General features: G+C 63.9%; 23 protein-coding genes. 11 read left to right on the top strand and 12 right to left on the bottom strand.

The window, feature by feature from the left end; genetic code table 11:
• Positions 1-41: 41 nt before the first annotated feature.
• From ACVNHC_RS06030 to ACVNHC_RS06015, 4 genes are all read left to right on the top strand, one after another.
• On the top strand, positions 42-1,253 hold the full coding sequence (locus tag ACVNHC_RS06030; RefSeq protein WP_050471774.1) for an amino acid ABC transporter permease: 1,212 nt from the start codon (positions 42-44) through the stop codon (positions 1,251-1,253).
• Positions 1,254-1,255: 2 nt separating this feature from the next.
• A complete protein-coding gene (locus ACVNHC_RS06025) occupies positions 1,256-2,425 on the top strand; it encodes an amino acid ABC transporter permease (RefSeq protein WP_094462947.1) in 1,170 nt (389 codons plus the stop codon).
• A 69-nt stretch (positions 2,426-2,494) separates the two neighbouring features.
• Positions 2,495-3,298: an amino acid ABC transporter ATP-binding protein gene (locus tag ACVNHC_RS06020; protein WP_050471773.1), complete on the top strand. Its 804-nt coding sequence runs from the start codon at positions 2,495-2,497 to the stop codon at positions 3,296-3,298.
• Between the two features lie 436 nt (positions 3,299-3,734).
• Positions 3,735-4,178 carry an META domain-containing protein gene (locus ACVNHC_RS06015; protein ID WP_123194092.1) on the top strand — a complete coding sequence of 148 codons (444 nt, stop codon included), beginning with the start codon at positions 3,735-3,737 and terminating at the stop codon, positions 4,176-4,178.
• A gap of 81 nt (positions 4,179-4,259) precedes the next feature.
• Here ACVNHC_RS06015 and sseA read toward each other — a convergent pair whose 3' ends face one another.
• From sseA to ACVNHC_RS05995, 4 genes are all read right to left on the bottom strand, one after another.
• Positions 4,260-5,102, bottom strand: coding sequence for a 3-mercaptopyruvate sulfurtransferase (sseA, locus tag ACVNHC_RS06010; protein ID WP_123194093.1), 843 nt, complete (start codon positions 5,100-5,102; stop codon positions 4,260-4,262).
• Positions 5,103-5,159: 57 nt separating this feature from the next.
• Positions 5,160-5,873 carry an alanyl-tRNA editing protein gene (locus ACVNHC_RS06005; RefSeq protein WP_123194094.1) on the bottom strand — a complete coding sequence of 238 codons (714 nt, stop codon included), beginning with the start codon at positions 5,871-5,873 and terminating at the stop codon, positions 5,160-5,162.
• A gap of 93 nt (positions 5,874-5,966) precedes the next feature.
• The gene (gene cls / locus ACVNHC_RS06000) at positions 5,967-7,451 is read right to left on the bottom strand and encodes a cardiolipin synthase (RefSeq protein WP_050471769.1); all 1,485 of its coding nucleotides are present in this window, start codon (positions 7,449-7,451) and stop codon (positions 5,967-5,969) included.
• 16 nt (positions 7,452-7,467) lie between these two features.
• Complete coding sequence (locus ACVNHC_RS05995) at positions 7,468-8,502, bottom strand: cysteine synthase A (protein ID WP_058900072.1); 1,035 nt, start codon at positions 8,500-8,502, stop codon at positions 7,468-7,470.
• 295 nt (positions 8,503-8,797) lie between these two features.
• Here ACVNHC_RS05995 and ACVNHC_RS05990 point away from each other — a divergent pair, with 295 nt between their 5' ends.
• Both ACVNHC_RS05990 and ACVNHC_RS05985 read left to right on the top strand, forming a co-directional pair.
• Positions 8,798-9,445 carry a ChrR family anti-sigma-E factor gene (locus tag ACVNHC_RS05990; protein ID WP_055456264.1) on the top strand — a complete coding sequence of 216 codons (648 nt, stop codon included), beginning with the start codon at positions 8,798-8,800 and terminating at the stop codon, positions 9,443-9,445.
• 554 nt (positions 9,446-9,999) lie between these two features.
• Positions 10,000-10,797 (top strand): SDR family NAD(P)-dependent oxidoreductase, encoded by a 798-nt coding sequence (locus ACVNHC_RS05985; protein ID WP_457166720.1) that lies wholly within the window; start codon positions 10,000-10,002, stop codon positions 10,795-10,797.
• Positions 10,798-10,993: 196 nt separating this feature from the next.
• Here the strand turns inward: ACVNHC_RS05985 and ACVNHC_RS05980 are convergent, their stop codons facing one another.
• The 6 genes from ACVNHC_RS05980 to ACVNHC_RS05955 form a co-directional block, all read right to left on the bottom strand.
• Positions 10,994-11,770, bottom strand: a complete 777-nt coding sequence (locus ACVNHC_RS05980; protein WP_058900859.1) for an amino acid ABC transporter permease — start codon at positions 11,768-11,770, stop codon at positions 10,994-10,996.
• A 119-nt stretch (positions 11,771-11,889) separates the two neighbouring features.
• On the bottom strand, positions 11,890-12,699 hold the full coding sequence (locus tag ACVNHC_RS05975; RefSeq protein ID WP_457166719.1) for a transporter substrate-binding domain-containing protein: 810 nt from the start codon (positions 12,697-12,699) through the stop codon (positions 11,890-11,892).
• A 129-nt stretch (positions 12,700-12,828) separates the two neighbouring features.
• Positions 12,829-14,100, bottom strand: coding sequence for an SAM-dependent methyltransferase (locus tag ACVNHC_RS05970; protein ID WP_050471886.1), 1,272 nt, complete (start codon positions 14,098-14,100; stop codon positions 12,829-12,831).
• An 11-nt stretch (positions 14,101-14,111) separates the two neighbouring features.
• Positions 14,112-15,002 carry a DUF1365 domain-containing protein gene (locus ACVNHC_RS05965; RefSeq protein ID WP_457166718.1) on the bottom strand — a complete coding sequence of 297 codons (891 nt, stop codon included), beginning with the start codon at positions 15,000-15,002 and terminating at the stop codon, positions 14,112-14,114.
• A gap of 13 nt (positions 15,003-15,015) precedes the next feature.
• Entirely contained in the window at positions 15,016-16,317 is a 1,302-nt protein-coding gene (locus tag ACVNHC_RS05960; RefSeq protein WP_457166717.1) for an NAD(P)/FAD-dependent oxidoreductase, read from the bottom strand.
• A 175-nt stretch (positions 16,318-16,492) separates the two neighbouring features.
• On the bottom strand, positions 16,493-17,482 hold the full coding sequence (locus ACVNHC_RS05955; RefSeq protein ID WP_457166716.1) for a LacI family DNA-binding transcriptional regulator: 990 nt from the start codon (positions 17,480-17,482) through the stop codon (positions 16,493-16,495).
• Between the two features lie 135 nt (positions 17,483-17,617).
• Between ACVNHC_RS05955 and ACVNHC_RS05950 the strand changes: the two genes are divergently transcribed.
• From ACVNHC_RS05950 to ACVNHC_RS05930, 5 genes are all read left to right on the top strand, one after another.
• Positions 17,618-18,676, top strand: a complete 1,059-nt coding sequence (locus ACVNHC_RS05950) for an ABC transporter ATP-binding protein (RefSeq protein ID WP_094462952.1) — start codon at positions 17,618-17,620, stop codon at positions 18,674-18,676.
• A 33-nt stretch (positions 18,677-18,709) separates the two neighbouring features.
• Positions 18,710-19,855, top strand: a complete 1,146-nt coding sequence (locus ACVNHC_RS05945) for an ABC transporter substrate-binding protein (protein WP_197717595.1) — start codon at positions 18,710-18,712, stop codon at positions 19,853-19,855.
• Between the two features lie 448 nt (positions 19,856-20,303).
• Positions 20,304-21,125, top strand: a complete 822-nt coding sequence (locus ACVNHC_RS05940) for an ABC transporter permease (RefSeq protein WP_122521228.1) — start codon at positions 20,304-20,306, stop codon at positions 21,123-21,125.
• Entirely contained in the window at positions 21,122-21,949 is an 828-nt protein-coding gene (locus tag ACVNHC_RS05935) for an ABC transporter permease (RefSeq protein WP_457166715.1), read from the top strand. Before ACVNHC_RS05940 ends, ACVNHC_RS05935 begins: the two co-directional genes overlap by 4 nt.
• A gap of 19 nt (positions 21,950-21,968) precedes the next feature.
• Positions 21,969-22,766 carry a metallophosphoesterase gene (locus tag ACVNHC_RS05930; protein WP_457166714.1) on the top strand — a complete coding sequence of 266 codons (798 nt, stop codon included), beginning with the start codon at positions 21,969-21,971 and terminating at the stop codon, positions 22,764-22,766.
• A gap of 223 nt (positions 22,767-22,989) precedes the next feature.
• On the opposite strand, the gene ACVNHC_RS05925 is transcribed toward ACVNHC_RS05930, so the two are convergent.
• Both ACVNHC_RS05925 and denD read right to left on the bottom strand, forming a co-directional pair.
• Complete coding sequence (locus ACVNHC_RS05925; RefSeq protein ID WP_457166713.1) at positions 22,990-24,774, bottom strand: IlvD/Edd family dehydratase; 1,785 nt, start codon at positions 24,772-24,774, stop codon at positions 22,990-22,992.
• Positions 24,771-25,757 carry a D-erythronate dehydrogenase gene (denD, locus tag ACVNHC_RS05920; RefSeq protein ID WP_162544775.1) on the bottom strand — a complete coding sequence of 329 codons (987 nt, stop codon included), beginning with the start codon at positions 25,755-25,757 and terminating at the stop codon, positions 24,771-24,773. Before denD ends, ACVNHC_RS05925 begins: the two co-directional genes overlap by 4 nt.
• Positions 25,758-25,918: the final 161 nt, after the last annotated feature.

Below are 25,918 nucleotides of genomic sequence, written 5' to 3'. Positions count from 1 at the left end.
CGCTACAAGAGCACCGGTGCGTCATTGGTTGGCGAGGCAATATGACAACACGGGATAACGGCGCAGCATCCTCTTCGAGAGGGTCGCTGGTCAACGACCCGCATGTTCGAGGTATTTTCTTTCAGTTGCTGCTGGTGGCGGTCCTTGTGACCGTGGGCTATGTGATCGTGACCAACACGATCGCCAATCTCCAGCGCCAGAAAATTGCATCGGGCTTCGGATTTCTTGACCGGATTGCAGGATTTGGCACATCCCAGAGCCTGATCAACTATTCGGAGACCTCCACTTTCGGGGACGCCCTGCTGGTGGGCTTCCTGAACACGCTGCTCGTTGCCGTCATCGGCATTCTCTGCGCGACCATCCTGGGCTTCCTCATCGGCGTTGCCCGCCTGTCGAAGAACTGGGTCATCTCGCAGCTGGCCTACTGGTATGTGGAAGTCCTGCGCAACATTCCGCTGCTGCTGCAGATCTTCTTCTGGTATTTCGCCGTTCTGCGGTCAGTCCCGGACAAGCGGGACAGGTGGTCGCTGTTTGATGCGATCCATCTGAACATCGCAGGGCTCTGGATGCCCAAGCCGGTGTTCGAGCCGGGCTCCTCGGCGATCGGCATTGCTCTGCTGATTGCCATTGCCGCCGTTGCGGTGATCAAGACCTGGGCCCGCAAGCGCCAGGAGGCGACAGGACAGCAGTTTCCGGTGTTCCTGACGGCTCTCGGCCTGATCATCGGCCTGCCGCTGGTGGCCTATCTGGCATCGGGCATGCCCGTTTCGTTCAGCCATCCGGTCTTCAACGACACCGGGCCGCTGCTGCAGCGGGGCTTCACGCTCGGCACCGGCATGACGCTGATTCCGGAGTTCCTGGCCCTCACGGTGGCGCTGGCGATCTATACGTCGGCCTTCATTGCAGAAATCGTGCGTGCCGGCATTCAGGCGGTCAGCCACGGCCAGACCGAGGCAGCCAATGCCCTGGGCCTGCGCAATGCGCCGACCCTCCGGCTGGTGATCATCCCGCAGGCCATGCGCGTGATCATTCCGCCGCTCACCAGCCAGTATCTCAATCTGACGAAGAACTCTTCGCTCGCGGTTGCGATCGGCTTCCCCGACCTCGTGTCCCTTGGCGGTACGGTGCTGAACCAGACCGGCCAGGCGATCGAGGTTATTGCGATCTGGATGGCGGTCTACCTGTCGCTCAGCCTGATCACATCGGCCTTCATGAACTGGTATAACCAGAAGATGGCTTTGGTGGAGCGGTAAGGATGAACACCATGGCTGAAACCAAATCTGCATTTCACATCCGGACGGAGGAGGCTCCGCTTCTTCCGGCTCCGGTTTCGACCGCTGGTGCCATCGGCTGGGTGAGAACGAACCTGTTCTCCTCCATCGGCAACACCATTCTCACCCTCATCGGCATTCTGATCGCCTATTCCCTGATCAAGCCGCTGATCGAGTTTGCCCTCATCACCGCAGTCTGGACCGGTGAAAACCGCAATGCCTGTCTTGTGCCGGAAGGCTCGGGCGAGGTTGTCGGGGCCTGCTGGGCCTATGTGAAGGCGTATTTCCCGCAGTTCATCTACGGCCGTTATCCGGCGGCCCAGACCTGGCGGGTGGATATTGTCTTTGTGCTCTTCGCGGCGCTGCTCATTCCGCTGGCGATCCCCTCGGTGCCCTACAAGCGGATCAACGCGGTGCTGTTCATCGTCGGGCTTCCCATCGCGGCCTACTATCTGCTGACAGGGCTTTCCATCGGCGGCAACGTCATCCTGCCGGTGGTCTCGACCTCCCTGTGGGGCGGGCTGCTGGTGACGCTGGTGATTGCGGTGACCGGTATTGCCGCATCGCTTCCCATCGGCATTCTGCTGGCCCTGGGGCGGCGCTCGAACATGCCGGTCATCAAGCTGTTCTCGGTGATGTTCATCGAGTTCTGGCGCGGTGTGCCGCTCATCACGGTGCTGTTCATGTCCTCCGTGATGCTGCCGCTGTTCCTGCCTGAAGGCATCACCTTCGACCGGCTCCTGCGCGTGCTGATTGGTGTGACGCTGTTCTCCGCCGCCTATATGGCGGAGGTGGTGCGCGGCGGCCTGCAGGCCATTCCCAAAGGACAGTATGAGGGCGCCAAGGCGCTCGGCCTGGGCTACTGGCAGATGATGCGTCTCATCATCCTGCCGCAGGCGCTCAAGCTCGTCATTCCGGGCATCGTGAATACGTTCATCGGCCTGTTCAAGGACACGACCCTGGTGCTGATCGTCGGCATGTTCGACCTTCTGGGCCAGATCCAGTCCTCGTTCACAGACCCGACCTGGGCAACGCCGGTCACCAGCCGTACAGGCTATCTGTTTGCTGCCGTGATCTTCTTTGCCTTCTGTTTTGGCATGTCGCGCTACTCCATCTACATGGAGCGGCGGCTGAACACGGGCCATAAACGCTAGAGCGACCGTTGACAGGCTGGCGCGGATCTCCGCGCCGCCTCCGATCCCTGGATATTCTGGAGTAAACCCATGAGTGAGAACGCAGTCTCCGAAGTCGAAATCGCCGTTGACCGCAGCAAGATGACCGTGTCCGACACGGATGTGGCGGTCGAGATCATCGGCATGAACAAGTGGTACGGGGATTTCCACGTGCTGCGCGATATCAACCTGAAGGTCATGCGCGGCGAGCGCATCGTCATCTGCGGGCCTTCAGGGTCCGGCAAGTCGACGATGATCCGCTGCATCAACCGTCTGGAAGAGCATCAGAAAGGCCAGATCATCGTCGATGGCATCGAACTGACCGATGACCTGAAGAAGATCGACGAGATCCGCCGTGAGGTTGGCATGTGCTTCCAGCACTTCAACCTGTTTCCGCATCTGACGATCCTTGAGAACTGCACGCTGGCGCCGATCTGGGTGCGCAAGATGCCGAAGAAGCAGGCCGAGGAAATCGCCATGCACTACCTGACCCGGGTGAAGATCCCCGAGCAGGCGCACAAGTACCCGGGCCAGCTCTCCGGCGGTCAGCAGCAGCGCGTGGCCATTGCCCGCTCGCTCTGCATGAACCCCAAGATCATGCTGTTCGATGAGCCGACCTCAGCGCTCGATCCGGAAATGATCAAGGAAGTGCTGGATGTGATGGTCAGCCTTGCCGAAGAAGGCATGACCATGCTCTGCGTCACCCACGAAATGGGCTTCGCCCGCAAGGTCGCCAACCGGGTCATCTTCATGGATGCCGGCCAGATCGTGGAGCAGAACGAGCCGGAGCAGTTCTTCCTCAATCCGCAGCACGAGCGCACCAAGCTGTTCCTGAGCCAGATCCTGCATCACTGATCCGCAATAGCGCGGACCGGTTTTCCGGCCGCAGCTCGCAGGTTAAAATCAGGCCCCGGACCGCAAGGTCCGGGGCCTTGTTTTTATGTGACGGTGAATGTTCCCCTGAAGAAAAGACGATTGTGTATTTTTACAATAAGGAGCATCGCGAAAGCGCTATGCCTTTCGCTATCTTGCGAAATTCGTTTTCAAGAATTTGCCGTAAACAGCCTGTAAGTCATGTCTTGCGGAAATGCCTGCCGGTTTACTTTGCATTATCGGGCTTGGGGCATTCTGGAGCGCGGAAATCACCGGCCGCTCGTTATTGCATGCCTTATACGAAATCCCGGTGAGCTTGCCTCATCGGGATCTGATCAAGCCCCTGCGGCGTTTGAGCATTTTCAAGGCGTGATGCGCCAGCATCCCGGAGCCTTGGTATGAGAGGGTTGTTCGACGCATGACTGTTCTTGGAACTTTTCGCCACCTTGCTGCCAAAACCGGAGCCTGCGCTGCCACCGCGCTGGCGCTGATGGCTTTTCAGCCTGCCGCCGCACAGGATCGCGGGCTGCCCTTCGATCTGGTGGGCAAATGGAAGGTGGAGGAAATTCAGGGTGAGGTGCCGCAGAGCGGCGCGGACAGTATCCTGCAGATCGAGGAAGCTGGAACCGTTGCGGGCTCCGGCGGCTGCAACACCATCTTCGGGCAGGTCCGCCAGAGTGGCGGCGTTTTGAAGATCGGCCCGCTGGCGGTCACCCGCAAGGCCTGTGCCCCTGCCATCATGGATCAGGAGCGCAAATTCGTCGAAGCCGTCCATGCGGCCGTCGATTACCGGGGGGAGCGGGGCTCCCTGACGCTGCTCAACGCCAATTCCGAACCGGTGCTGCGCCTGTCGCTGATGTGAGCCCGGCAACCCGTGCTGAAAACAAGGGCCCGCGTCAGTCTCTGACGCGGGCCTTCTGTCTTTTTCAGTTCAGCCTTGTAGTCACCCCGTGACGACGGGCGTGTCCGGCAGGCTGCCCCATTCGCTCCAGGAGCCGTCATAGAGGCTCAGATCCTTGTGGCCGAGCAGGGTGAGGGCGAGAGTGATGACCGCCGCGGTGACGCCGGAGCCGCAGGAGGTGGTCACCGGGCGCGACAGATCCACGCCAGCGTCCAGGAAGACCTGGCTGAGATCCCCGTTGGACTTCATCGTGCCGTCCGCGTTCAGAAGTTCGGTGAAGGGTGTGCTGAAGGCGCCGGGCATATGGCCGGAGCGCAGGCCCTCGCGCGGCTCCTTCACTTCGGCGCGGAAGCGGGCGCCGGCGCGGGCGTCCAGAACCTGGCGGCTGCCGCTGTCCACGATCGCCCGCATGGCCTCGATATCCGTCACGGCGCCATTGTGAAGGCGGGCGGTGAAGTGGCGCTCCGGCCGTGTCACCTTGCCGTCTTCCACCGGCCGTCCCTCGGACTTCCACTTCGGCAGGCCGCCGTCGAGGATGAAGACACGCTCTGCCCCCATGGTCTTCAGCATCCACCAGCCGCGCGGGGCGGAGTAGATGCCGACCGTGTCGTAGAACACCAGCGTCATGCCGTCGCCCACGCCCAGCTTGCGCATCATGGACGAGAAAGCCGTCGGCTGCGGCAGCATGTGGGGCAGGGGGCTTGCCTTGTCGGCGATGGTGTCGATGTCAAAGCGGATGGCGCCGGGAATATGTTCGGCCAAGTATTCCGCGTTGGCATCGCGGCCCGTGCCCGGCAGGTGCATGGAGGCATCCAGCACCAGAACATCCGGTGCTGTAAGACGGCTGGCGAGCCATTCGGTATTGACGAGGGGCGGGCGGTTCATGCCGGTCTCCGGTGCTGCAGGGGCGGGTCTGGTTCTGGTCTGTTTCTGGGAAAGGGATCAATCAGCAAGGCGGATGCGGATCCGCCGGTTCAGCTTGCCCTTCTTGTCGAGCTTGGTCACTTCGACGAGGCCGATTTCCGAGGTGCGTGACACATGCGTGCCGCCGCAGGGCTGCAGGTCGAAATCCTCGCCGATGCGCACGAGGCGCACCTTGCCGTTGCCGCGCGGCGGGCTGACGCTCATGGACTTGATGAGGCCCGGATTGGCATCCAGCTCTTCATCCGTGATCCATTCGGTACTGATCGCCATGTCGCGGTCAATTGCTTCGCGGATCGCAGCCTCGATGGCGCCGCGCTCCGGCGGCTCGGGAATATCAAGGTCGATGCGGCTTTCCTCGGCGCCGATCTGGCAGCCGGTGATCTTGGTCTTCAGCACGGCGCAGATGATGTGCAGGGCGGTGTGCATGCGCATGAAACGGTAGCGCTGCGTCCAGTCCACATGCACGCTCACGGCCTCGCCTGCCTCCGGCAGGGCCTCTCCGGCCGCGGGAATGTGCCGGTGGCCGGTCTTGCCGTCTGCATAAAGGGCGGTGGTGATGGCAACCCGGCTGCCGTCGGCGCGCTCCAGATAGCCGCTGTCGCCGGGCTGGCCGCCGCTGGTGGCGTAGAACACCGTCCGGTCCAGCACGATGGCGCCATCTCCGGTAATTTCCACCACCCGCGCTTCGCAGCTGCGCAGGTAGGAATCATCGCGGAAAAGGGGCTCGGTCATCTGAAAGGCTCCGGTATCGGACAAGGCGGGGCCGCACGGTAGCATGCTTTGCCGCTGCTGCAAGGCTTGAGAGGACCTGAAATGACCGGGACCCTAGAGGATCGGCGAAAACAGCCGGGCACTCTGGGCAAGAACCCGGAAGGCATAGGAGCGCTTGTCGAGGTCATCCGGTCCGGTCTGCCTCGCGCGGCCAAAATCCTCCTCCAGCATGGCCGCAATCTGGGCGATGAAGCCGGGGCTGGTGAACCAGAGCGTGATTTCGAAATTGATCCGGAAGGAGCGGTTGTCGAAATTCACCGTGCCGACCGACGCCAGCTCGTCATCCACCAGAACGACCTTCTGATGCAGGAAGCCTTCGAGATAGCGGTAGACCTTGATGCCGTGGTTCACCATGTCATCCGCATAGGCGTGGCTGGCCAGCCAGACCAGCCGGTGGTCGGCCTTCTGCGGCAGCAGCACCCGCACATCGACGCCCCGCATGGCCGCTGCATAAAGCGCCGTCTGCACGTCCGGCCCCGGCACGAAATAGGGGCTGACGATCCACAGCCGGTGGCGGGCACGGGAGATCGCCTCGGTGAAGGCGATGGAGCAGTCTTCCAGCGGGTCGGCCGGGCCCGTCGGCATCACAAGGACGGCTTCGTCACCGGGGGACTCGTAGGGGCCGGGCGAGAAGAAATCCAGCGGTTCGCCGCAGGCCCAGTGCCAGTCCTCGGCAAAGGAGAGGGTGCAGCCGAGTGCTGCCGGGCCGCTGATCTTTACATGGGTGTCGCGCCAGTGGCCGAAATCCGGGTCCTTGCCCAGATATTCATCGCCCACATTGTGCCCGCCGACCCAGGCATGCCGGTTGTCCACGACGACGACCTTGCGGTGGTTGCGGTAGTTGATCCGCATCGGCCCCAGGATCCGCAGATAGTGATGCGTTTCGTTGAAGCCCGAGACGTGAATGCCGTGCCGGCGCAGCCGCCGGATATAGGCCTTGGGCAGGCCCTTGGATCCGATCTCGTCATAAAGGAAGTAGACCCGGACGCCTTGCCGGGCCTTCTCGATCAGCAGGTCGGCCAGCGTGCGGCCCAGCACATCGCTGCGCACGATGAAGAACTGCACCAGAACCACGGTTCTGGCCTCGGAAATTCCCTGCAGGATCGAGGAGAACGTGGCATCGCCATCGATCAGCAATTCGCAGCGGTTGCCGGAAATGAAGGGCAGGTTGGCGACGCGTGACAGCACCTGCCAGTCCGTGGTCGCGGCCTTGTCGGCGATGCCGATCTGCCGGGCGCGGCGGCTGCGCTCGTCCCGGCCCATCTTGCGCTGCACATCGGCATAGTCATCGAACTGCTTCCAGCCGAAGACGAGATAAAGCAGGATCGTGGGGATGGGCAGGAAGAACAGCGACAAGAGCCAGGCGATGGTGCCTTGCGCCGTGCGGCTGTTCATCACTTCCCGCACGGCGCAGATGGCTGCAAGGGTGTAAAGCGCTGCCGTAACCGCGGCGATGATGCCGAGATTGTTCAGGATCGTATCGGCGAGACTGACATCCGTAAGGACGTCCCTGCCGATGGACGTGGCAGCGCCCCCCATGGGCGTGATCCTTATCTCACAGGAAAGGCGCCTTCAGCCCGGACCGGCTCTCCAGCCACGCCGGAACCGGCAGGGATTTGGAGCGCAGGAAGTCCGGATTGTAGAGCTTGGACTGATAGCGCGAGCCGTGGTCGCACAGGATGGTCACGACCGTGTGGCCGCGGCCGAGATCCCGCGCAAGACGGGCCGCACCGGCGATGTTGATGGCACTGGAGCCGCCGAGCAGGAGGCCTTCATTCTCCGCCAGATCAAACAGCAGCGGCATGGCTTCCTCATCGGTCACCAGATAGGCCTTGTCCACCTTGATGTCCTCGATGATCGGCGTGACGCGGCCAAGGCCGATGCCCTCCGACACGGAGCCGCCGGGCGAGGATTCCGCCTTGCCGGTGGTGAAGAGCGAATACATCGCCGCCCCGCGCGGGTCCGCGCAGCCGATGACGATGCCGCTCTTCTGCTGGCGCAGATAGGTGGAGGTGCCTGCCAGTGTGCCGCCGGTGCCGACGGCGCAGATGAAGCCATCCACCTTGCCGTCCGTGTCGCGCCAGATTTCCGGGCCGGTGCTGACGAAATGGGCCTTGCGGTTGTCGAGGTTGTTCCACTGGTCGGCAAAGAGCACGCCGTTGGGCTCGCTCTTTGCCAGGTCTTCGGCGAGGCGGCGGGCGACATGCTGATAATTGTTGGGGTCGGAGAAGGGCTTCACCGGCACTTCGACGAGTTCGGCGCCCGCTAGGCGCAGCATGTCCTTCTTTTCCTGGCTCTGGCTGTCCGGCATGACGATGACGGTCCGGTAGCCGCGGGCGCGGGCGACAAGCGCAAGCCCGATACCGGTGTTGCCGGCCGTGCCTTCGACAATCAGGCCGCCGGGCTTCAGGTCGCCACGCGCTTCGGCCTCCAGGATCATCTGCTTGCCGGCACGGTCCTTGACCGACTGGCCGGGGTTCATGAACTCCGCCTTGCCCAGGATCTCGCAGCCCGTCTCGTCAGAAAGCCGGTTGAGGCGGATGAGCGGGGTGTTGCCGATGGCTTCGACGGCGGAGGAATAAAGGGTCATGGTGATCCGGTGTTACTGTTTTCTGGTTGAAACGGCTTGTGCGCAAGCTAATGGTCCAAAGGCGCGGGATCAAGTGACGCGGCTGCAATCTGACCTGTCATGCGTGGAAGGTTTTTCTGCATCTTCGCTTAAATGGAAACGGAAAACCCCCGCCTTGGCCCCGGTGGCATCTTGCCGGGAAGGGGCAGTTTATCTAGGTTTCCTTACTAACACGCAGAAAGACGTGATCCGGGCACCAAAGACCGCCGTAGAGCAGGAAAAGCTGCTCACTCAAAAGATGGCACCAGGCACTTTAATGGAAACTACCACTGGACTGGACGAACTGCTGGCAGGATATGTCGCCGGAAGGCTGGCAGAACCCGCGCGCGTCCTCGTATCGTCTCATCTGGAACTCTCGCCCCGCCACCGCGGCTATGTCCGCTCGCTCGAGGCGCTGGCCGGAGCGGAGCTGGACACCACCGCACCGGTGGAACTGACCAGCCGGGATGCCCGTCTTGAGGCCATTCTCGGCCTTCCGGCCATGCCGGAACGGCGCATTCAGCCGTGCGAGTCCTTCGATCCGCGTCTTCCGTCCAGCCTGCGCGGCCTGCTGGGCCGCAACACGCTGGACGGCCTGAAGTGGCGCAGCCTGATGCCGGGCGTGAAGGAATTCAAGTTCGGCGAAATGGATGGCTGCACCGCCAGCCTCCTGTGGATCAAGGCCGGCCGCGCCGTGCCGTCGCACACCCATGACGGCCAGGAACTGACGCTCGTGCTGCAGGGCGGCTTCTCGGATGCTGACGGCCATTATGTGCGCGGCGATCTCGCCTTTGCCGATGATCACGTCGATCACAAGCCCGTTGCCGATGACGATGAAGACTGCATCTGCTTTGCCGTCACCGAAGGCCACCTGAGGCTGACTGGCCCGCTTGGCCGCCTCATTGCTCCCTTCATGCGGATGTGAAGGCGGGGCAGGGTAAGTATGCCCGTTTCACTGCGGTGCTGCTGAAAGTCAGAGCGTCATAGCCCTTCCGCGCTGTCCCCGCCTTGAGCGGGGACATGCTTTTGTGTGATGGCCTCCATGCCTCCCGGGCGGTGGCTCCAGCGTTCCAGCCTCTCCATCGTCATCCCGGCCAAGCGTAGCGCGAGCCGGGACCGGTGAGCCGGGGCGTTGGCTGGTTCAGGTCGGCAGCAGGATAGACCCAGGCTCACCGGTCCCTGATCTCCGCTGCGCTTCGTCAGGGATGACGAGATGAGAGGCTGCTGGAAAGTGAGTGGCCGGTTGTTCCGGATGGTGCCTCCCTGACAGGTCACGGCTCGAAGCCGGAATGAACGGTCTATGGATTTGCGTTCGCGCTAGCAGGCCCGCAGTACCGCACCTTTGCCAGCTACATTCTCTCCTCCACGAACAAGTGCGTTCCAGGTGAGGCCGGGGCGGTCAGAGTGGCGAGGAAGCGGTCCCCAACCAGATCCACAGCCCGCCCTTGTCCGTAGAAACTCCAGACACAGGAGTTTCAGGTGACAGATTATACGGCAACCCCCTCGGACGGTTCGGCATGGATCACGGGCGCCAGTTCCGGCATCGGCCGGGCGGTGGCGCTGGAGCTGGCGCGGGCGGGCTTCAAGGTTGCGGTGACGGCCCGTTCGGCTGAAGCGCTCGAGAGCCTTGCCGGGGAGGCTGCAGGCCTTGCCGGATCGATCCACGCCTATCCCGGAGACGTCACGGATGCGGCCGCCATGGCGGCTATTGCTGCAGGCATCGAGACGCAGCTTGCGCCGCTTGCCCTCGTCATCGCCAATGCCGGTGTTTACATTCCGGTCGATGGTCTTGATGGTTCTGCAGAGGCTTACGCGCAGACCTTCGATGTCAATCTGAAGGGCACCGTGCATGTGGTGCTGCCCGCGATTGCCGCCATGAAGGGGCGGGGGCGCGGCCAGATCGCCATTGTTGCCTCTGTCGCGGGCTACAGCGGCCTGCCCACCTCGGCCGCCTATGGGGCGACCAAGGCCGGACTGATCAATCTGGCCGAGAGCCTGAAGTTCGATCTCGACCGGGTGGGCATCCGTATTCAGGTGGTTTCGCCCGGCTTTGTCGATACGCCTGCGACCAAGGAAAACCCTTTCCCCATGCCGCATCTGATGCCGGTGGAAGAGGCCGCCAAGGCTTTTGTGGCGGGGCTGCGGGCGCGCAAGGGCTTCGAGATTTCCTTCCCCAAGGCCTTCGTGCGGCAGCTCAAGTTTCTGCGGCTTCTGCCCTACAGCCTCTATTTCCCGCTTGTCGCCAGAGCCACCGGCTGGAGCCGCAAGGGGCGGTGAGGGGATGTTTAGCTCCAGCCCGTATCTCTCCATCGTCACCCCGGACGAAAGCGAAGCGGAGATCCGGGGCCGGTGAGCCGAAGTCTTTCGGCCATGTTTCTTTAAACCAACTTGCACCCCGGCTCACCGGTCCCGGCTTGCGCTACGCTTGGCCGGGATGACGATGGAGAGGTGGGTGGATTATGGGCACCATAACCTAAATCTGCCCGCCCTGCGCTTCGCCGCTGCCCGGCTTGTCCCGCCAGCGCAGGCGGTGTTCGAGCTGGCGCAGGGCGACGGAGAGGGTGACGGTCATTGACAGATAGATCAGCGCGACGAGATTGTAGGTCTCGAAATAGCGGAAGTTGCCCGCCGCTGCGACCTTGCCGAGCTGGGTGATGTCGGTGACGCCCAGAACCGAGACGAGGGAACTGTCCTTCAGCATGGCGATGAAATCATTGCCGAAAGGCGGCAGCACCACGCGCAGGGCCTGCGGCGCGATGACCAGACGGAAACGCTGCCAGCCGGTAAGGCCAAGCGCCTTGGCCGCTTCCACCTGACCGGGGGCTATCGAGACGATACCGGCCCGGAACACCTCCGCCAGAAAGGCGGAATAGGCAAGAATCAGCGCAGCAACGGCACGCCAGAGCAGGGAGACATCACGCGTCCTGACTTCGCCAAGGCCGAGGTGCCCGGCGAGCCAGTTCCAGCCTTCCACCAGCAGCGGCACACCGGCAAAGGCGATGTAGAGCAGCAGCACGATGATCGGAATGCCGCGGATCAGTTCCACATAGAAGCGGACGAACTGGCGGATCACGGTGAAGCGCGACAAGGTGCCGAGCGCCAGCAGCAGCCCCAGCAGCGAGGCGCCGGTGAAGGCCGTGGCCGTGACCATCAGTGTGATGCCGATGCCCCGCGACAGGGTAGACAGCACCTGCGCCTGCTGGGCATCGGCCAGCGCCTGCACGAAGGCATAGACGATCAGCAGCCCCATGGCGGCGAGCCACCATGGAAACTCGGGCGAAGAGGGCGAACGGCCGCCGGGGATATGTCTGGCGCGCGGCTTCGGGCGGGCGGGTCCCATTCTTCACGGCTCTCCGGCGGGCATCAGGTTCACTGGCCCATCTTGTAGTCGAGCAGCCACTTCTTATCGAGCGCGTCAATGGTGCCATCTGCCTTCATTGATGCGATGGCGGCATTGACCGGGGCAACGAGATCCGAGCCCTTCGGGAAGATGAAGCCGAAGTCTTCCGTGCCCAGCTTCTCACCCACGATCTTCAGCGTGCCATTGGAGGTGGAGACATAGCCCTCCGCCGCCGTGCTGTCGGTCAGAACCAGATCCACGTCACCAGCCCGGAGCGCGGCAACGCCGGCGCCAAAGGTCTCGAATTTCTTGATGCGCGGGTTCGCCTCGTCGCCGTCGAGCACTTCGTAGACACCGACATAGAAGGGCGTGGTGCCCGGCTGGGCGGCCATCAGCAGCCCGGCATCTGCGGCAAAGCCCTTGGCATCGGAGAACCGGGCTTCATCGGCACGCACCAGCATCACCATTTCCGAGCGCATGTAGGGATCGGAGAAATCCACCTTGTCCTTGCGGTCGTCGCGGATGGTGATGCCGTTCATGGCAAAATCATATTCCCCGGCGGCGATGGCAGGGATCATCGCGTCCCAGCTGGAGTTCTGATAGGTGACCCTGGCGTTGAGCCGCTTTGCGATCTCCGCAACCGCGTCATATTCCCACCCCACGGCCTTGCCGCTGTTGTCCATGAACTGCAGCGGCGGATAGGCATTTTCCGTCAGCACCGCGATTTCCCGGCCGCCCAGATCCGGCAGTTCAGCGGCCTGGACAAGGCCGCCGGTGAAGGGCAGAACCGACAGGGCAAGGGCGGCAAGGCGGGCGAAACGCGGCAGAAGGGCGGTCATGGGTCAGGCTCCCGTTGACGTGAAACGTGTTCCCGACTGTTAGCCGTGAAGGCTGGCTGCGGCAAGCGCCATACAGCCAGAGGGGATATATCCGGACAGAAAACCTCTTCTGCCCGGAAGGCGGCTGCCTTAGCCCGCTTTGGCGTAGACGATCTGGCGCACGTCGATGTTGCCGGAGCGGAAGCCGGCCTCGCAGTAATGGAAATAGAACTCCCAGAGCCGCTTGAAGCGCTCGTCGAAACCGAGCGGGGAAATGCGCGGCCATGCCTCGCGGAAGCGCTCGCGCCACTCGGCGAGGGTGCGGGCATAGTCCTGACCGAAGATGCGCTCCGCCGACAGTTTCAGACCCTGCCGTCCGCCGATTTCCTGCAGCTTGCCGGGAGGCGGCAGCATGCCGCCGGGGAAGATGTAGCGCTGGATGAAGTCCGGGCGGCGGGCATAGTCCTTGAACATGGTGTCCTGGATCGTGATGATCTGCAGACCCGCAAGCCCGCCGGGCTTCAGGCAGGACGACACCTTGTTGAAATAGACCGGCCAGTATTCCTTGCCGACCGCCTCGAACATTTCGATGGAGGCGATCCGGTCGTAAACGCCGGTTTCATCGCGGTAATCCTGAAAGACGACTTCCACCCTGTCATTGAGACCGGCCTTGAAGATGCGTTCGCGGGCATAGTCGTACTGCTCGCGGGAAATGGTCAGGGCGCGCACATTGGCGCCGATCTCGCCGGCGGCAAATTCGGCAAAGCCGCCCCAGCCGCAGCCGATTTCCAGCACCTTGTGGCCCGGCTTGATGCCGGTGGCCTCCGCCAGAGCCAGATATTTCTTGCGCTGTGCCTCTTCCAGCGAGGCGGTGCTCTCGTCGAACAGGGCCGAGGAATAGGTCATCGAAGGGTCGAGCCATTCCCGGTAAAAGGCGTTGCCAAGGTCGTAATGCGCCGAGATGTTCCGCTGCGAGCCCTTGCGGGTGTTGCGGTTGAACCAGTGGCGCAGCGTGACGGCCAGGCGGAACAGCGGGCTGCCCTGCAGCTTCTCCACCGTCGCATCCCGGTTGACGCAGAAAAGTTCGAGGAAGGTGGTGACGTCCGAGCTGGACCAGTATCCGGCCATGAAGGCTTCGCCCACGCCCACATCGCCGCCTTCTGCGGCCATGCGCACGAAGCGCCAGTCATGGACGAAGAGATCCGCCACCGGCCCCGGTTCCTTGCCCTCGATGCGGAAGGCCTGACCGTCCGGTGTCGTGATTGTCAGCACGCCATAGCGCAGGGCAAGCACGATACGCATGCCCATGCGGACAAAGCGCGGCAGGCCCGACAGCACCTCGCGGGCGTTCGCCTGTGTCAGATGAATGACCTGCTGCGATCCGGCATTGGCCGGGGAGGGCAGAGAGGAGGCTAAAGACATGTCGGTCTCCATCAGGCTTTCCCGTAAACTTCAGTATCTGCGGGCGCGTTTGCCTTTTTGGCCTGTTGCGCGCCGCTGCCTGCCGCAGCTGCGGTGGCAGATGTCTTTGAATGAAAACGTATCCCCTTGAGCCAAAGCTTCAAGGCCTCCCAATGAATGCCGCCCATGACCTTGAGGGTCATGAACGGCATCCTCAGGCATTCGCGCAGGATGACGCGGCCGGTCAAACTGTTGTGATGGCCGTGGAAGGTCGCGGCCAGCGAAGGGCCGTCCGGGTCCGTCTCGAGAATCCGCACGCGCACGGTCTCCCCCGGCGGCATCATGCGGAAATGATAGGTCTGCACCATGTCGAGGAAGGGCGAGACGTAGAACTGCTTGTCCTGCGTCTGCCGGATGCCCGCCTCGCTCACCTGATCCACTGTCACGGGCGCCACATAGGTGTGCAGGTCGCCGAAGGTGTTGCGCACCTCATAGACGATGCCGGTCAGCGTGCCTTCGCCGTCATAGGCGTAATAGACGCTGAGCGGGTTGAACACGTAGCCCAGCATGCGCGGATAACACAGCAACAGGACACGTGCGGGGCGGGCCACGCCCTTCTCCGCCAGCAGCCGGTCCACATGCGCCCTGAGATCCGAGCCGTCACGGGGGCCATGGTCCTTCTCGTGGAAGGACAGAAGATTGAAGCGGCGGTGCGAGAAGAACCAGCTCTGCCGGCCGGCGTCCTTCAGCCTGTCCAGATCGATCAGCAGGCTGAAGACGGAATAGCTGAAGCGGTGCGGCACAGGCTTCATGCGCGCATGCATGACCTGTCCGGCATAGAGGCTTGCTGCCTCCGCCGGGGCCGGGCCATTCCCGCTCACGCGGGTCTGGCCGTGCCCGTCTGTCTTTCTGTGCGCCGCCATGTTGCGTCCTGCCTTACTCGGCAGCTTCCGCGAGGCCGGACGAGCCAGCCGCCGCAGAGCGCCAGGGAAGTTTCGCGCCAAGGGCAGTGGCAACCTTGAGGCCGGAAACAAGACCGTCCTCATGGAAGCCATGCCCTTGCCAGGCTCCACAATACCACGTGTTGGCCACGCCCTGTATCCGTGAGAGTTGCTGCTGCGCGGCCAGCGCGCCTGCATCGAACTGCGGATGGTCATAGGTGAAGCGGGCGAAGGTCAGATCCTCGCGCGGCTCATGCGGGGGATTGAGGGTGACGAACAGCGGGCGGCTGGTGTCGATGTTCTGCAGCCGGTTCATCCAGTAGGACACGGCCACATCCGTTCCTTCCGCCGAGCCGGTGCGGGCGAGATAGTTCCAGGACGCCCAGACGCTCTTGCGCTTGGGCATCAGGCTTTCGTCCCGGTGCAGATAGACCGTGTTGGGCCGGTAGCGGATGGCCGAGAGAATGCGGCGCTCGTCGTCGCTCGCATCATCCAGCATGGCCAGCGTCTGGTCCGTGTGGCTGGCAAGGATGACGTGATCGAACATGTCTTCGTGCCCCGAGGCATCGCGCACATGCACCTTGCCCTCAGCCCGGCGGACGCTGGTGACGGGCGAGCCGAGGCGCACGTGGCCGCGCAGCGGCTCCAGCAGGCGCTGCACATAGTTGCGGCTGCCGCCGGACACCGTGCGCCACTGCGGCCGGTCGAAGTTGATCAGACGGTGGTTCTCAAAGAAGGAGACGAAGGAGGCGGCCGGGAAGGCCAGCATTTCGGAGGCCGGGGTGGACCAGATCGCCGCGCCCATCGGCACCAGGTAGTCTTCAATGAAGGCGGCGGAGAACTTGCGGGCGCGCATGTAATCGCCAAGGCTCATGCCCGTCAGATAGCCCGAGGCCAGATCTGCGGCGCACTGACGGTTGAAGCGCAGGATCTCGCGCAGCATCCACAGGAAGCGCGGCGAGACCATGTTGCGCCGCTGGGCGAAGATGGTGCGCAGGTTGGTGCCGGCCCATTCACGCCGGCCGGCATCCACCGACAGGGCAAAGCTCATGTCGCTGGCTTCGGTGGCAACGCCCAGATGGGCAAATAGGGCGGTCAGGTTCGGGTAGTTCAGCTCGTTGTAGACGATGAAGCCCGTGTCCACCGAAATGGCGGCGCCATCGTAATCGATATCGACCGTGGCACTGTGCCCGCCGGGGCGCAGGCGCTTTTCGTAAACGGTGATGTCGTGATGGCCGCTGAGGGCCCAGGCTGCGCTGTTGCCCGAGATACCGGAACCGATGACTGCAATCCGCATTCTGTATCCTTGTCATGCGGGACGGGGTGTCCCAAAGGTGGGGGCAGCGGGGAAATGCCTTGTATTGCGAGATCTTACGCTGCGCCCAAGCGGGCGGATCACGGACAGGAATTTTTGTTGTGCGGGGAGGGGAGAAGACAGGCCTTGCCAGAGCAACGAAGAGGCCCGTTCCGCCTCAGGCGCTCTGGCGGATGACCAGTTCCGGGGCGAGGCGGACGATTTCGGCGCTGCCGGCTTCGCCGTGGCCATCAATGCGATGGCGCAGGAGGCGGAGCGCCTCGCGGGTGGTTTCCAGCACCGGATTGCGCACGGTGGTCAGCTGATAGGGCTCCCACGCGGCGGCCGGGATATCATCAAAACCGGCGATGGCCACATCACCGGGCACGCTGAGGCCAAGGCGGCGGGCGGCGGCGATGGCGCCAAGGGCCATGGCGTCGTTGCCGCAGAGGATGGCATCGGGCTTTTCCGGCGCCGTCAGCAGGGTGAGGGCCTGCGCAAGGCCGCTGTCGACGGAATAGTCGCCCTGACGTGCGGCCAAGAGCTTCATGCCGCGCCGGGCCAGTGCCTGCATCAGCCCGTCGTGCCGCTCGATGTTGGAGAAGGTTTCGGGTGTGCCGCCGATCCATGCGAGCTTTTTGCGGCCGCTTGATGCCAGATGATCCACCAGCAGCTCCAGCCCCAGCCGGTTGTCGCAGCACACGGCATCCGTATCTCCGCCCGGCATGATGCGCCCGACCATGACAATCGGCGCGCCGGAGTTGCGGCAGCGTTCGGCCAGTGCCGGGCTGACCGATCCGGCGGCAACAATCGCCCCGTCCACCTGATAGGCGAGGGCGTCTTCCAGCGCATTGTCCAGTTCATCGCCCGGCTGCACCTGCAGCAGCAGCGGCCAGTTGCGGGCCGCACGGATTTCCCGGCTCATGGTTTCCAGGAGCCAGGCTTCATAGGGGCGGGAGACGGCGCCGACGACAAGGGCGATGAGGCCGGTCTGGCTGCCGGTGAGGCCGCGGGCAATGCGGTTGGGCCGGTAGCCGAGGGATTCTGCCACCGCGAGCACATGGGCGCGCTTGCGGGCCGCAATCGGCGCCCCTTCCGTGAAGGCGCGGGAAACCATGGCGCGGGAGACGCCTGCGGCTTCGGCAACATCATCGGCGGTGACGCGCATTCCTTCTCCGGCTCAACTTGCAAACGCGTTCATACTTTGCATCGCACAAAAAACGGCTCTTTGCAAATGGAGTTGACATAAAACCGTCATGCACTGAACATAGATTGAACGCGCTTTCAATCGGAGGAGGTCCCCATGGGAACTGAAGCGCTGTCACTGGAGGAGGTGTCCATTCGCCTTGGGCAGTCTCTCATTCTCGACGGCATCTCGCTGGAGGTGCCAGCGGGCACCTTTACCTGCCTGCTTGGCCCTTCAGGCTGCGGCAAGACAACATTGCTGCGCTCCATCGCAGGGTTCGCCCCGCTGAGCGCAGGGGATATCACCGTGGGCGGACGCTCCATCGCCGGTCTTGCGCCCGAGGCGCGCCAGACCGCCATGGTGTTCCAGTCCTACGCCCTGTGGCCGCATATGTCGGTCGCCGGCAACCTGACCTATCCGCTGAAGCTGCGCGGCCTGCCCAAGGCCGAACGGGAGCGGCGGGCAGAGGAGGTTCTGGCGCTGCTGGGCCTTGAGGGCTATGGCGGCCGCGCCGTCGCCAGCCTGTCCGGCGGCCAGCGCCAGCGCGTGGCTCTGGGCCGGGCGCTGATCATCGACCCGCCGCTGCTGCTTCTGGATGAGCCGCTGTCGAACCTCGACGCCTCCATCCGCCGCAGCCTGCGCGGCGAGCTGCGCCGCCTGCAGCAGAAGGTCGGCATCACCACCATCATGGTCACCCACGACCAGGACGAGGCGCTGGCCATGGCCGACCGTATCGTCCTGATGCGCAAGGGGCAGATCGTGCAGGTGGCGAGCCCCGAAGAGCTGTACAGCGCCCCGGCCGATCTTGAGGCGGCTGAGTTTCTCGGTGTCGGCAATGTCACGGCCTTCCGCCATGGCGATCCGGTTGCGGCGTCTGCGAAGATTGCCGGGTTCCGCACCGAAGTTGCACGCGCGTTCACTTCGGCAGAGGTTCTGCCCGAAGGTCCGGCGCTGTTGCGCAAGGGGCAGGTCAGTGCCTGCGCCTATGCGGGCGGCACCTACCAGATCACGATTGATTCTGCCGGGGAGAGCCTGTCGGGCTGCTCGCCCGTGCCCATTGCTGCGGGCGCTGATGCGTCCCTCACCGTTCCGGCATCGATGCTGATGAGCTTCGATGCCGAAAACCGCCTGCTTCAGGGCACGCTCCACGGGGCTGTGCTGGAGACACGGCACTAATTTTCCCACTCACGAACCTCAGGGAAGACAGTCATGAAACTCAGGATTGCCCTTGCCAGCATGCTGGCAGCCACGACCCTCACGACGGCTCTGGCGACCAGCGTGTCGGCCCAGACCCTGACGGTGATCACCGCCGGTGACACCAACATGGTGGATTACATCAACGACTACCTCGGACCGAAGTTCGAGGAGACCCATCCGGGCGTGACCGTGCGCGCGGTTGGCACCGGCCCGGGCGATGGCGGCAGCCAGGCGATCTATGAAAAGATCGACGCCCAGAAGGGCAAGGACGTGTGGGATGTGGACGTCGCCGTCGTGCATCAGCGCATGGCCGGCAAGATGGTCGAGGAGAAGCTGCTGTCGAGCTACCGTGATGGTCTCGCCACCGCCAAGCTCGTCACCCGCGAAACGGCTGAAAACTCGCTTGGCGTGAATGTCTCCGGCTATGTCATGCCGATGTTCCACAGCCAGATCGCCATCGCCTACAATCCGGACGTGATCGCCAACCCGCCGCAGTCCTATGAGGAACTGGCCAAGTGGGTGAAGGAGAACCCGGGCAAGTTCGGCTACAACGGCATCACCGGCGGCATGGCCGGCGTCGGCTTCGTCTTCGGCTGGATGTATGCCTTCTCCGGCGCGGCTGACGAAATCCGCAACGGGCCGTGGGCTGACGATGCCGCTGCCAAGTGGGAGCCCGCGCTCACCTCGCTGCGCGACTTCAACCAGAGCGTTGTCATGACGCCGGGCAACGCCGGTACGCTGGATGCCATGAACCGCGGCGAAATCGCCATGGGCCCGGTGTGGATGGACATGTTCTACACCTGGGTTGCCGATGGCCGCCTGAACCCGAACCTGAAGCTGATGATCCTGTCGCCGGGCATGCCGGGCCAGCCGATGTACTACACGGTGCCGGCCAAGGCTGCGCAGCCGGAACTCGCGAAGGAGTTCATCGCCTTCGCCACCAGCCCGGCTGTGCAGGCGGACGGCATCGTGCGCCGCTTCAACTGGTTCCCCGGCATCGATCCGCAGAACGTCAAGAGCGAGCTGACGGACGCCGAATGGAACCGCCTGTTTGCCGATGTGACCCCGGAAACGCTGGCCGAGCGCGGCTGGTCCATGCCGCAGGCCAAGTACTTCGCGGCCATTCTGGAAGCCTACGAGAAGAACGTCGCCAAGTAAGGGGTGACGTGCGGCGGGGCACCGGCGGTTCGGATCAAAGGGTTTCCTGACCGGCGTCATCCCGGCCAAGCGTAGCGCGAGCCGGGACCGGTGAGCCGGGGTGCATCCTGATTGCTCCCGGAGGCCAAGGCCGCTAGACCTTGGCTCACCGGTCCCGGATCTCCGCTTCGCTGCGTCCGGGATGACGAAGGAGAGACTGGAAGCTTGCTGACAGGAGAGACTGGAAGCTAGCCGTCAGTCTGACCTGCGCCCCTCCCGCAGCCATTCTTCCAATCCCGTCTGGCCCGGCTCCCCGCCGGGCCGGGCATCTGCCTTTCAGGGAACAGGCCGGGGCCGCAGTGCGGACAAACCGGCCCAGAGGAAATGCCTCATGACTGCACATTCTGCCGCTGACACGCTGCGGACCGGACAGACCGCCGCGAGCGGGCTGTTCAGCCGCTGGGCTGGCATGGGTGCCGGGCTGCTGCTCGTTGCCCCTGCGCTCACGGCCATCGGCCTGCTCTATGCCGCGCCGCTGCTGCGCTCGCTCGTCACCGCCTTTCAGGATGGCGATGGCAGCTTTTCGACGGCCAATATCGCCAAGGCGCTGGAGTTCTACAGCGGCGATATCATCTTCTCCATTCTCGTGGCGCTTGGCTCGCTGGCGCTGATTGCAGCCGCCTCCATCGCCATCGCCGGCTATCTGACGCTGGGCGAAAGCCGCTGGGCCGTGCCGCTGCTGCGCTGGCTCTACCGCTGGCCGCTGTTCATTCCCTTCATCGTCGCCGGGCAGACGGCGCGCTCGTTCCTGGCGCGCAACGGCATGCTGAACACGCTGCTGGTGGATGCCGGGGTGCTGGATGCTGCGGCGGCGCAAAGCCTGCTCGACTGGCGCGGCCTGGTGCTGACCTTTGCCTGGAAGCAGATCCCCTTCGTCACGCTGCTGCTGGCCGGAGCGATGGCCTCGCTCGACCGCTCCACCATCGAGGCGGCGCGCAATCTCGGGGCAGGGCGGCTGCGCTGCCTGTTCGATATCGTGCTGCCTCAGGTGCGCCCGCAGCTGCTGGTGGCGCTGGTGCTGTCGCTCGTCACCATCATGTCGGTGCTCTCCGTGCCCGCCATGCTGATCTCCGGCAATCCCACCATGATGACTGCGATGATGGCCCACCGGGTCACCTATTACGGCGACTATGCCGTCGCCAATGCGCTCGGCCTCTTCTCCTATCTGCTGACGGCAGTGGCGGCCTGGGCTTACCTGCGCATGACGCTCAAGGCAAAGGCAGGCCAATGACCTCTCTCTCACTCCTGGCCCGCAAGGCGGGCGCCACCCTCGGCCTTGCCCTTGCCATGGGGCTTGTCGCCTTCATCGTTTTCGGGCCGCTGACCAACCTTGCCATCTGGGCCTTTGCCGAACAGTGGTTCTATCCCAACCAGTGGCCGACCCGCTGGGGCCTCGAGTTCTGGGGCCGGGTGTTCCGGCCGCGTGCGGGGGCGTGGGAGTCGCTGTGGAATTCCGTCTCCATCGCGGCGGCGACCGTCGGCCTCTCGATGGCCCTGTCCATTCCGGCCGGTTATGCGCTGGCGCGGCTGGCGCTGCCCGCCCGCAGCTTCATCATGCTGATCTTCCTGCTGCCGCAGGCCTTTCCGTCGCTGCCGATCTTCGTCAACATCGCCGCGATCTTCTACGGTCTCGGGCTCAACGGCACGCTTTTCGGCGTGGTGCTGGTGCATTCGCTGCCCGGTCTTGTCTATGCGGTGTGGATTGCCACGGCCTCCTTCAGCGCCGTGGACCGCAGCATGGAGGAAGCGGCGCGCAACCTCGGGGCAGGACCCTTGCGCACCTTCCGTGACATCACCCTGCCGCAGGCCTTTCCGGGGCTGATGGCCGCGTCAATCTTCGTCTTCCTCGACAGCATCGACGAATTCACCGGCACCTATTTCGTCGGTGCGCCGGATATCTCGACCCTGCCGATCCTGATGTTCAACGCCAGCATGGGCGGCAATTACCAGATCGCCGCCATCACCGCCTTGATCCTCCTGATCCCCTCCGTCGGCTTCATGCTGGTCATCGAACGCTTCCTGAAGGCGGATGTGCTCTCGCGCATCGGCCGCTGACTGAAAGACCTTTCAGGGCATGTACATCCTTCATTTCTCCGACTTCCATCTCTTTGCCGCAGACAAGGAAAGCGCCCATCCGCGCCCCGATACGGTGGCGGCGGTGGAAAAGGTGCTGGCCGACGCCGCCAGCCTGACGCCGCAGCCGGATCTGGTGCTGATCTCCGGCGATCTGGCCGACTGCGGCAGCGCGGAAGACTATGCGCTGGCGCGGCAGATGCTGGCCCGGTTTGATGCTCCCGTGCTGGTGGTGCCGGGCAATCACGACCGGCGCGATGCCATGCGTGCGGCTTTTTCGGGCACCATTCCCTTCACGCCGGAACCGTTCCTCAACTTCGACATGGTGCACACGGGCATCCGTGTCATTGGTCTTGATACGATCATTCCGGGCAAGGTCGAGGGGGAGCTTTGCGCTGAACGTCTTGGCTGGCTGGCCGACCGTCTGGCCGACGAAAAGGCGCGGGAAGAGACCACCTCCGGCGTCACCTTCTTCATGCTGCATCACCCGCCCTTCGGCCTTGCCTCACCCGCCTGGGACTGGATGACGCTGACGGCGGGAAGAGACGAGCTGCGCACGCTTCTGGCCGGTTTCCCCGGCCACCTGCGCCTGCTGACGGGCCATGTCCACCGGCCGCTGATCACCAGCTTTGCCGGCCATTTCGGCGCCATCGCCGGCAGCCCTGCCTTCCAATATGCCCCCGGCCTCGGCTGGACCAGCGAACCGCCGCTGTCCGCAGAGCCCTATGTCTACTGGCTCCACCACATCACCGGCTTCGGCGGCGTGATCACCAGCCCCCGGATGATTGATCTGGGGTGAGGAGGGGGCAGCCGCGCCCCAAACTGAGCGTCGCCCCGGACGAGAGCGAAGCGGAGATCCGGGGACTACTCGGACCCTGAGCGGCAAAGTTGTGGCGGTGAGGTGAAGCCTAGTGGCGGAGCCTGCCGCGAGGCTCCGGACAGCGGCATTGCTCTGCAAGTGAGTAGTCCCCGGCTCGCGCTGCGCTTGGCCGGGGTGACACCGTGCGTGTGCACCCACCGTGTCAGTGGTTGTGACGCGGTGGAGTGGCAGCGAGGCCGCGGAAGGTTTCGGCATCGCGGATGGTGGCGCCATCGGCGAGCTGGGTGACCGTTTCGCGGTAGATCTTCTGCCAGGGCGTGGCCGAGGGCGGCACCGGCGGGATGCCTTCGGCCTTGCGGCGTTCGATCTCCGCCTCATCCACCAGCATGTCGCAGCGGCCGGTGTTGAAGTCGATGCGGATGGTGTCGCCGCTGCGCAGGAAGGCAAGGCCGCCGCCAGCGGCGCTTTCGGGCGAGGCATTGAGGATCGACGGGCTGTCGGCCGTGCCGGACTGGCGGCCATCGCCGATGGTCGGCAGGCTGGTGATGCCGCGCTTCAGCAGATGATCGGGCGGCTGCATGTTGACCACTTCCGCCGACCCCGGCCAGCCCAGCGGGCCTGCGCCCCGGATGGCAAGGATGGTGCGTTCGTCGATGCCGAGCGCGGGATCGTTGATGCGGGCGTGGTAATCCTCCGAACCGTCGAAGACCACGGCCTTGCCTTCATAGATGCCTTCGCGGCCCGGCTCGCTCAGATAGCGCTTGCGGAAATCCTCCGAGACGACGCTCATCTTCATGATGGCGAAGTCGAAGAGATTGCCCTTCAGCACGAGGAACCCGGCGCGCTCCTTCATCGGGCTGGCGTAGGGGCGGATGACCTCGCGGTCGGTGGCTTCGCAGCCGTCAAGGTTTTCGCCCATGCTGCGGCCCGTGACGGTCAGGCAGTCTGTGTCGAGCTTGCCCGCCTGCATCAGCTCCCACATGATGGCCGGAACGCCGCCCGCCCGGTGGAAGCGCTCGCCGAGATAGGCGCCGGCCGGCTGCACATTGGCCAGAAGCGGAATGTCATAGCCGTGCAGTTGCCAGTCTTCCGGCCTCAGATCAACGCCCGCGTGCTTGGCCATGGCCATCAGATGCGGCTGGGCGTTGGTGGAGCCGCCGAGTGCGGAGTTCACCCGCACAGCGTTGAGGAAGGCCTCCCGCGTCAGGATCTTCGAGGGGCGCATGTCCTCCAGCACCAGTTCCACCGCCCGCCGTCCGGTGCGGTAGGCCATCTGGCCGCGCTCCCGGTAGGCGGCGGGAATGGCGGCGCAGCCGGTCAGCGACATGCCGAGCGCTTCGGCCATGGAATTCATGGTCAGCGCCGTGCCCATGGTGTTGCAATGGCCGATGGAAGGGGCGCTGCTCAGCGCCGCTTCCAGGAACTGCTCGCGGGTGATTTCGCCCGCGCCATATTTGCGGCGCGAGCGCCAGATGACAGTGCCCGAGCCCACCAGCTCCCCGTCATGCCAGCCATCCAGCATCGGCCCGCCGGACAGGACGATTGCCGGAATATCCACGGTGGATGCGGCCATCAGGGCGGAGGGCGTGGTCTTGTCGCAGCCGGTGGTCAGCACAACGCCATCCAGCGGATAGCCGTAGAGGATTTCCACCAGACCGAGATAGGCAAGGTTCCGGTCCAGCGCCGCCGTCGGGCGCTTGCAGTTCTCAAACAGCGGATGGGTCGGAAACTCGATGGGAATGCCGCCCGCATCGCGGATGCCGTCGCGCACGCGCTTGGCCAGATCCATGTGATGCCGGTTGCAGGGGTTGAGATCGCTGCCGGACTGGGCAATGCCGATGATGGGCTTGCCCGAGCGCAGCTCTTCCGGTGTCGTTCCATAATTCATGAAACGTTCCAGATAGAGCGCCGTCAGGTCCAGATGGTCCGGATTGTCGAACCAGTCCTGCGAGCGCAGGCGGCGGGCGGGCTTGCTGTCACCGCTCATGCGATGCGGCCTCCCAGCTCGTCCTCGATGTGGACGCGGATGATTTCGTCAAAGGAGGTTTCGGCAGTAAAGCCAAGCGCCGTGGCGCGGGTGGCCTCGAAGCCGGGGGCCCAGCCGGAGACCATGCGGATGATCATCTCGTCCGGCTCGCGGCGGATCAGCTTCACGGCCTTCTCGCCGGCAATGCGGTGCAGGGCCTCGATCTGCTCGCCCACCGTGGCGCTGACGCCGGGCATGGAGAGATTGCGGCGCGGGCCGACGAGGCCGGTGTCAATGGTGGCGCCATGCAGCAGGAAGCCAACGGCCGAGCGCGGTGAGGCGTGCCAGTGGCGGATGTCCTCCGGCACCGGCAGCACGGCTTCTTCGCCGATGAGCGGCTCGCGCAGGATGTTGGAGAAGAAGCCGGAGGCGGCCTTGTTCGGCTTGCCGGGGCGGATGCAGATCGTCGGCAGGCGGATGCCGACGCCATCGAAGAAGCCGCGGCGGGAATAGTCGGACAGCAGCAGCTCGCAGATCGCCTTCTGCGTGCCATAGCTTGTCAGCGGCGTGGTGTGGAAGTCGTCGGAGATGGGATAGGGCAGGGGCGCACCAAAGACGGCGACCGACGAGGTGAAGACCATGCGCGGGTAGTAACCGTCTGCCCCGTGGGCGAGGCGGATGGCGTCGAAGAGATAGCGCGTGCCGTCAAGGTTGATGCGGTAGCCCTTGTCGAAATCAAGTTCGGCTTCACCCGATACGATGGCGGCAAGATGGAAGATCACGTCCGGGCGGTCTGCAATCAGCCGCTCCGAGGTGCCGGGGACGGAGAGGTCTGCCGTCTCCAGCTTTGCCTGACCGGAGAAGCCTGCGGGAGCGGAGGGCTCGATCACATCGGCCAGCGTCATCCGGTCCACCGCCTTGCCGCCCAGCTGGCCATCCCTTGCCAGACGCTCAGCCAGCTTGCGGCCCACCATTCCAGCTGCACCAATGATCAGAACATGCATGCGCTCTCTCCTCCGCATCCTCAATTGCAGCCGCTTGAGAGGCTGCCTTTCCTCCATCCGCAGCGCCGCCGGACCGGTGTGCGGCAGTCTGTGGAAACCATTTGTAAGGTTGTCTGATAACCTTATATGATGGATTTGAAAACAGCCAGAGTGATTGTCTG

The sequence above is a fragment of the Pannonibacter sp. Q-1 genome (genome assembly GCF_054073275.1).
This window is presented reverse-complemented; position numbering and strand designations above follow the sequence as displayed.

Bases quoted from the DNA above. Each gene is read 5' to 3' on its own strand.
- ACVNHC_RS06020 (WP_050471773.1), top strand. From the start codon at position 2,495: ATGAGTGAGAACGCAGTCTCCGAAGTCGAAATCGCCGTTGACCGCAGC.
- ACVNHC_RS05935 (WP_457166715.1), top strand. From the start codon at position 21,122: ATGACCTCTCTCTCACTCCTGGCCCGCAAGGCGGGCGCCACCCTCGGC.
- ACVNHC_RS06015 (WP_123194092.1), top strand. From the start codon at position 3,735: ATGACTGTTCTTGGAACTTTTCGCCACCTTGCTGCCAAAACCGGAGCC.
- ACVNHC_RS05960 (WP_457166717.1), bottom strand. From the start codon at position 16,317: ATGCGGATTGCAGTCATCGGTTCCGGTATCTCGGGCAACAGCGCAGCC.
- ACVNHC_RS06025 (WP_094462947.1), top strand. From the start codon at position 1,256: ATGAACACCATGGCTGAAACCAAATCTGCATTTCACATCCGGACGGAG.
- ACVNHC_RS05925 (WP_457166713.1), bottom strand. From the start codon at position 24,774: ATGAGCGGTGACAGCAAGCCCGCCCGCCGCCTGCGCTCGCAGGACTGG.
- ACVNHC_RS05965 (WP_457166718.1), bottom strand. From the start codon at position 15,002: ATGGCGGCGCACAGAAAGACAGACGGGCACGGCCAGACCCGCGTGAGC.
- ACVNHC_RS06005 (WP_123194094.1), bottom strand. From the start codon at position 5,873: ATGACCGAGCCCCTTTTCCGCGATGATTCCTACCTGCGCAGCTGCGAA.
- ACVNHC_RS05950 (WP_094462952.1), top strand. From the start codon at position 17,618: ATGGGAACTGAAGCGCTGTCACTGGAGGAGGTGTCCATTCGCCTTGGG.
- ACVNHC_RS06030 (WP_050471774.1), top strand. From the start codon at position 42: ATGACAACACGGGATAACGGCGCAGCATCCTCTTCGAGAGGGTCGCTG.
- sseA (WP_123194093.1), bottom strand. From the start codon at position 5,102: ATGAACCGCCCGCCCCTCGTCAATACCGAATGGCTCGCCAGCCGTCTT.
- denD (WP_162544775.1), bottom strand. From the start codon at position 25,757: ATGCATGTTCTGATCATTGGTGCAGCTGGAATGGTGGGCCGCAAGCTG.
- ACVNHC_RS05980 (WP_058900859.1), bottom strand. From the start codon at position 11,770: ATGGGGCTGCTGATCGTCTATGCCTTCGTGCAGGCGCTGGCCGATGCC.
- cls (WP_050471769.1), bottom strand. From the start codon at position 7,451: ATGGGGGGCGCTGCCACGTCCATCGGCAGGGACGTCCTTACGGATGTC.
- ACVNHC_RS05990 (WP_055456264.1), top strand. From the start codon at position 8,798: ATGGAAACTACCACTGGACTGGACGAACTGCTGGCAGGATATGTCGCC.
- ACVNHC_RS05955 (WP_457166716.1), bottom strand. From the start codon at position 17,482: ATGCGCGTCACCGCCGATGATGTTGCCGAAGCCGCAGGCGTCTCCCGC.
- ACVNHC_RS05940 (WP_122521228.1), top strand. From the start codon at position 20,304: ATGGGTGCCGGGCTGCTGCTCGTTGCCCCTGCGCTCACGGCCATCGGC.
- ACVNHC_RS05995 (WP_058900072.1), bottom strand. From the start codon at position 8,502: ATGACCCTTTATTCCTCCGCCGTCGAAGCCATCGGCAACACCCCGCTC.
- ACVNHC_RS05970 (WP_050471886.1), bottom strand. From the start codon at position 14,100: ATGTCTTTAGCCTCCTCTCTGCCCTCCCCGGCCAATGCCGGATCGCAG.
- ACVNHC_RS05975 (WP_457166719.1), bottom strand. From the start codon at position 12,699: ATGACCGCCCTTCTGCCGCGTTTCGCCCGCCTTGCCGCCCTTGCCCTG.
- ACVNHC_RS05930 (WP_457166714.1), top strand. From the start codon at position 21,969: ATGTACATCCTTCATTTCTCCGACTTCCATCTCTTTGCCGCAGACAAG.
- ACVNHC_RS05945 (WP_197717595.1), top strand. From the start codon at position 18,710: ATGAAACTCAGGATTGCCCTTGCCAGCATGCTGGCAGCCACGACCCTC.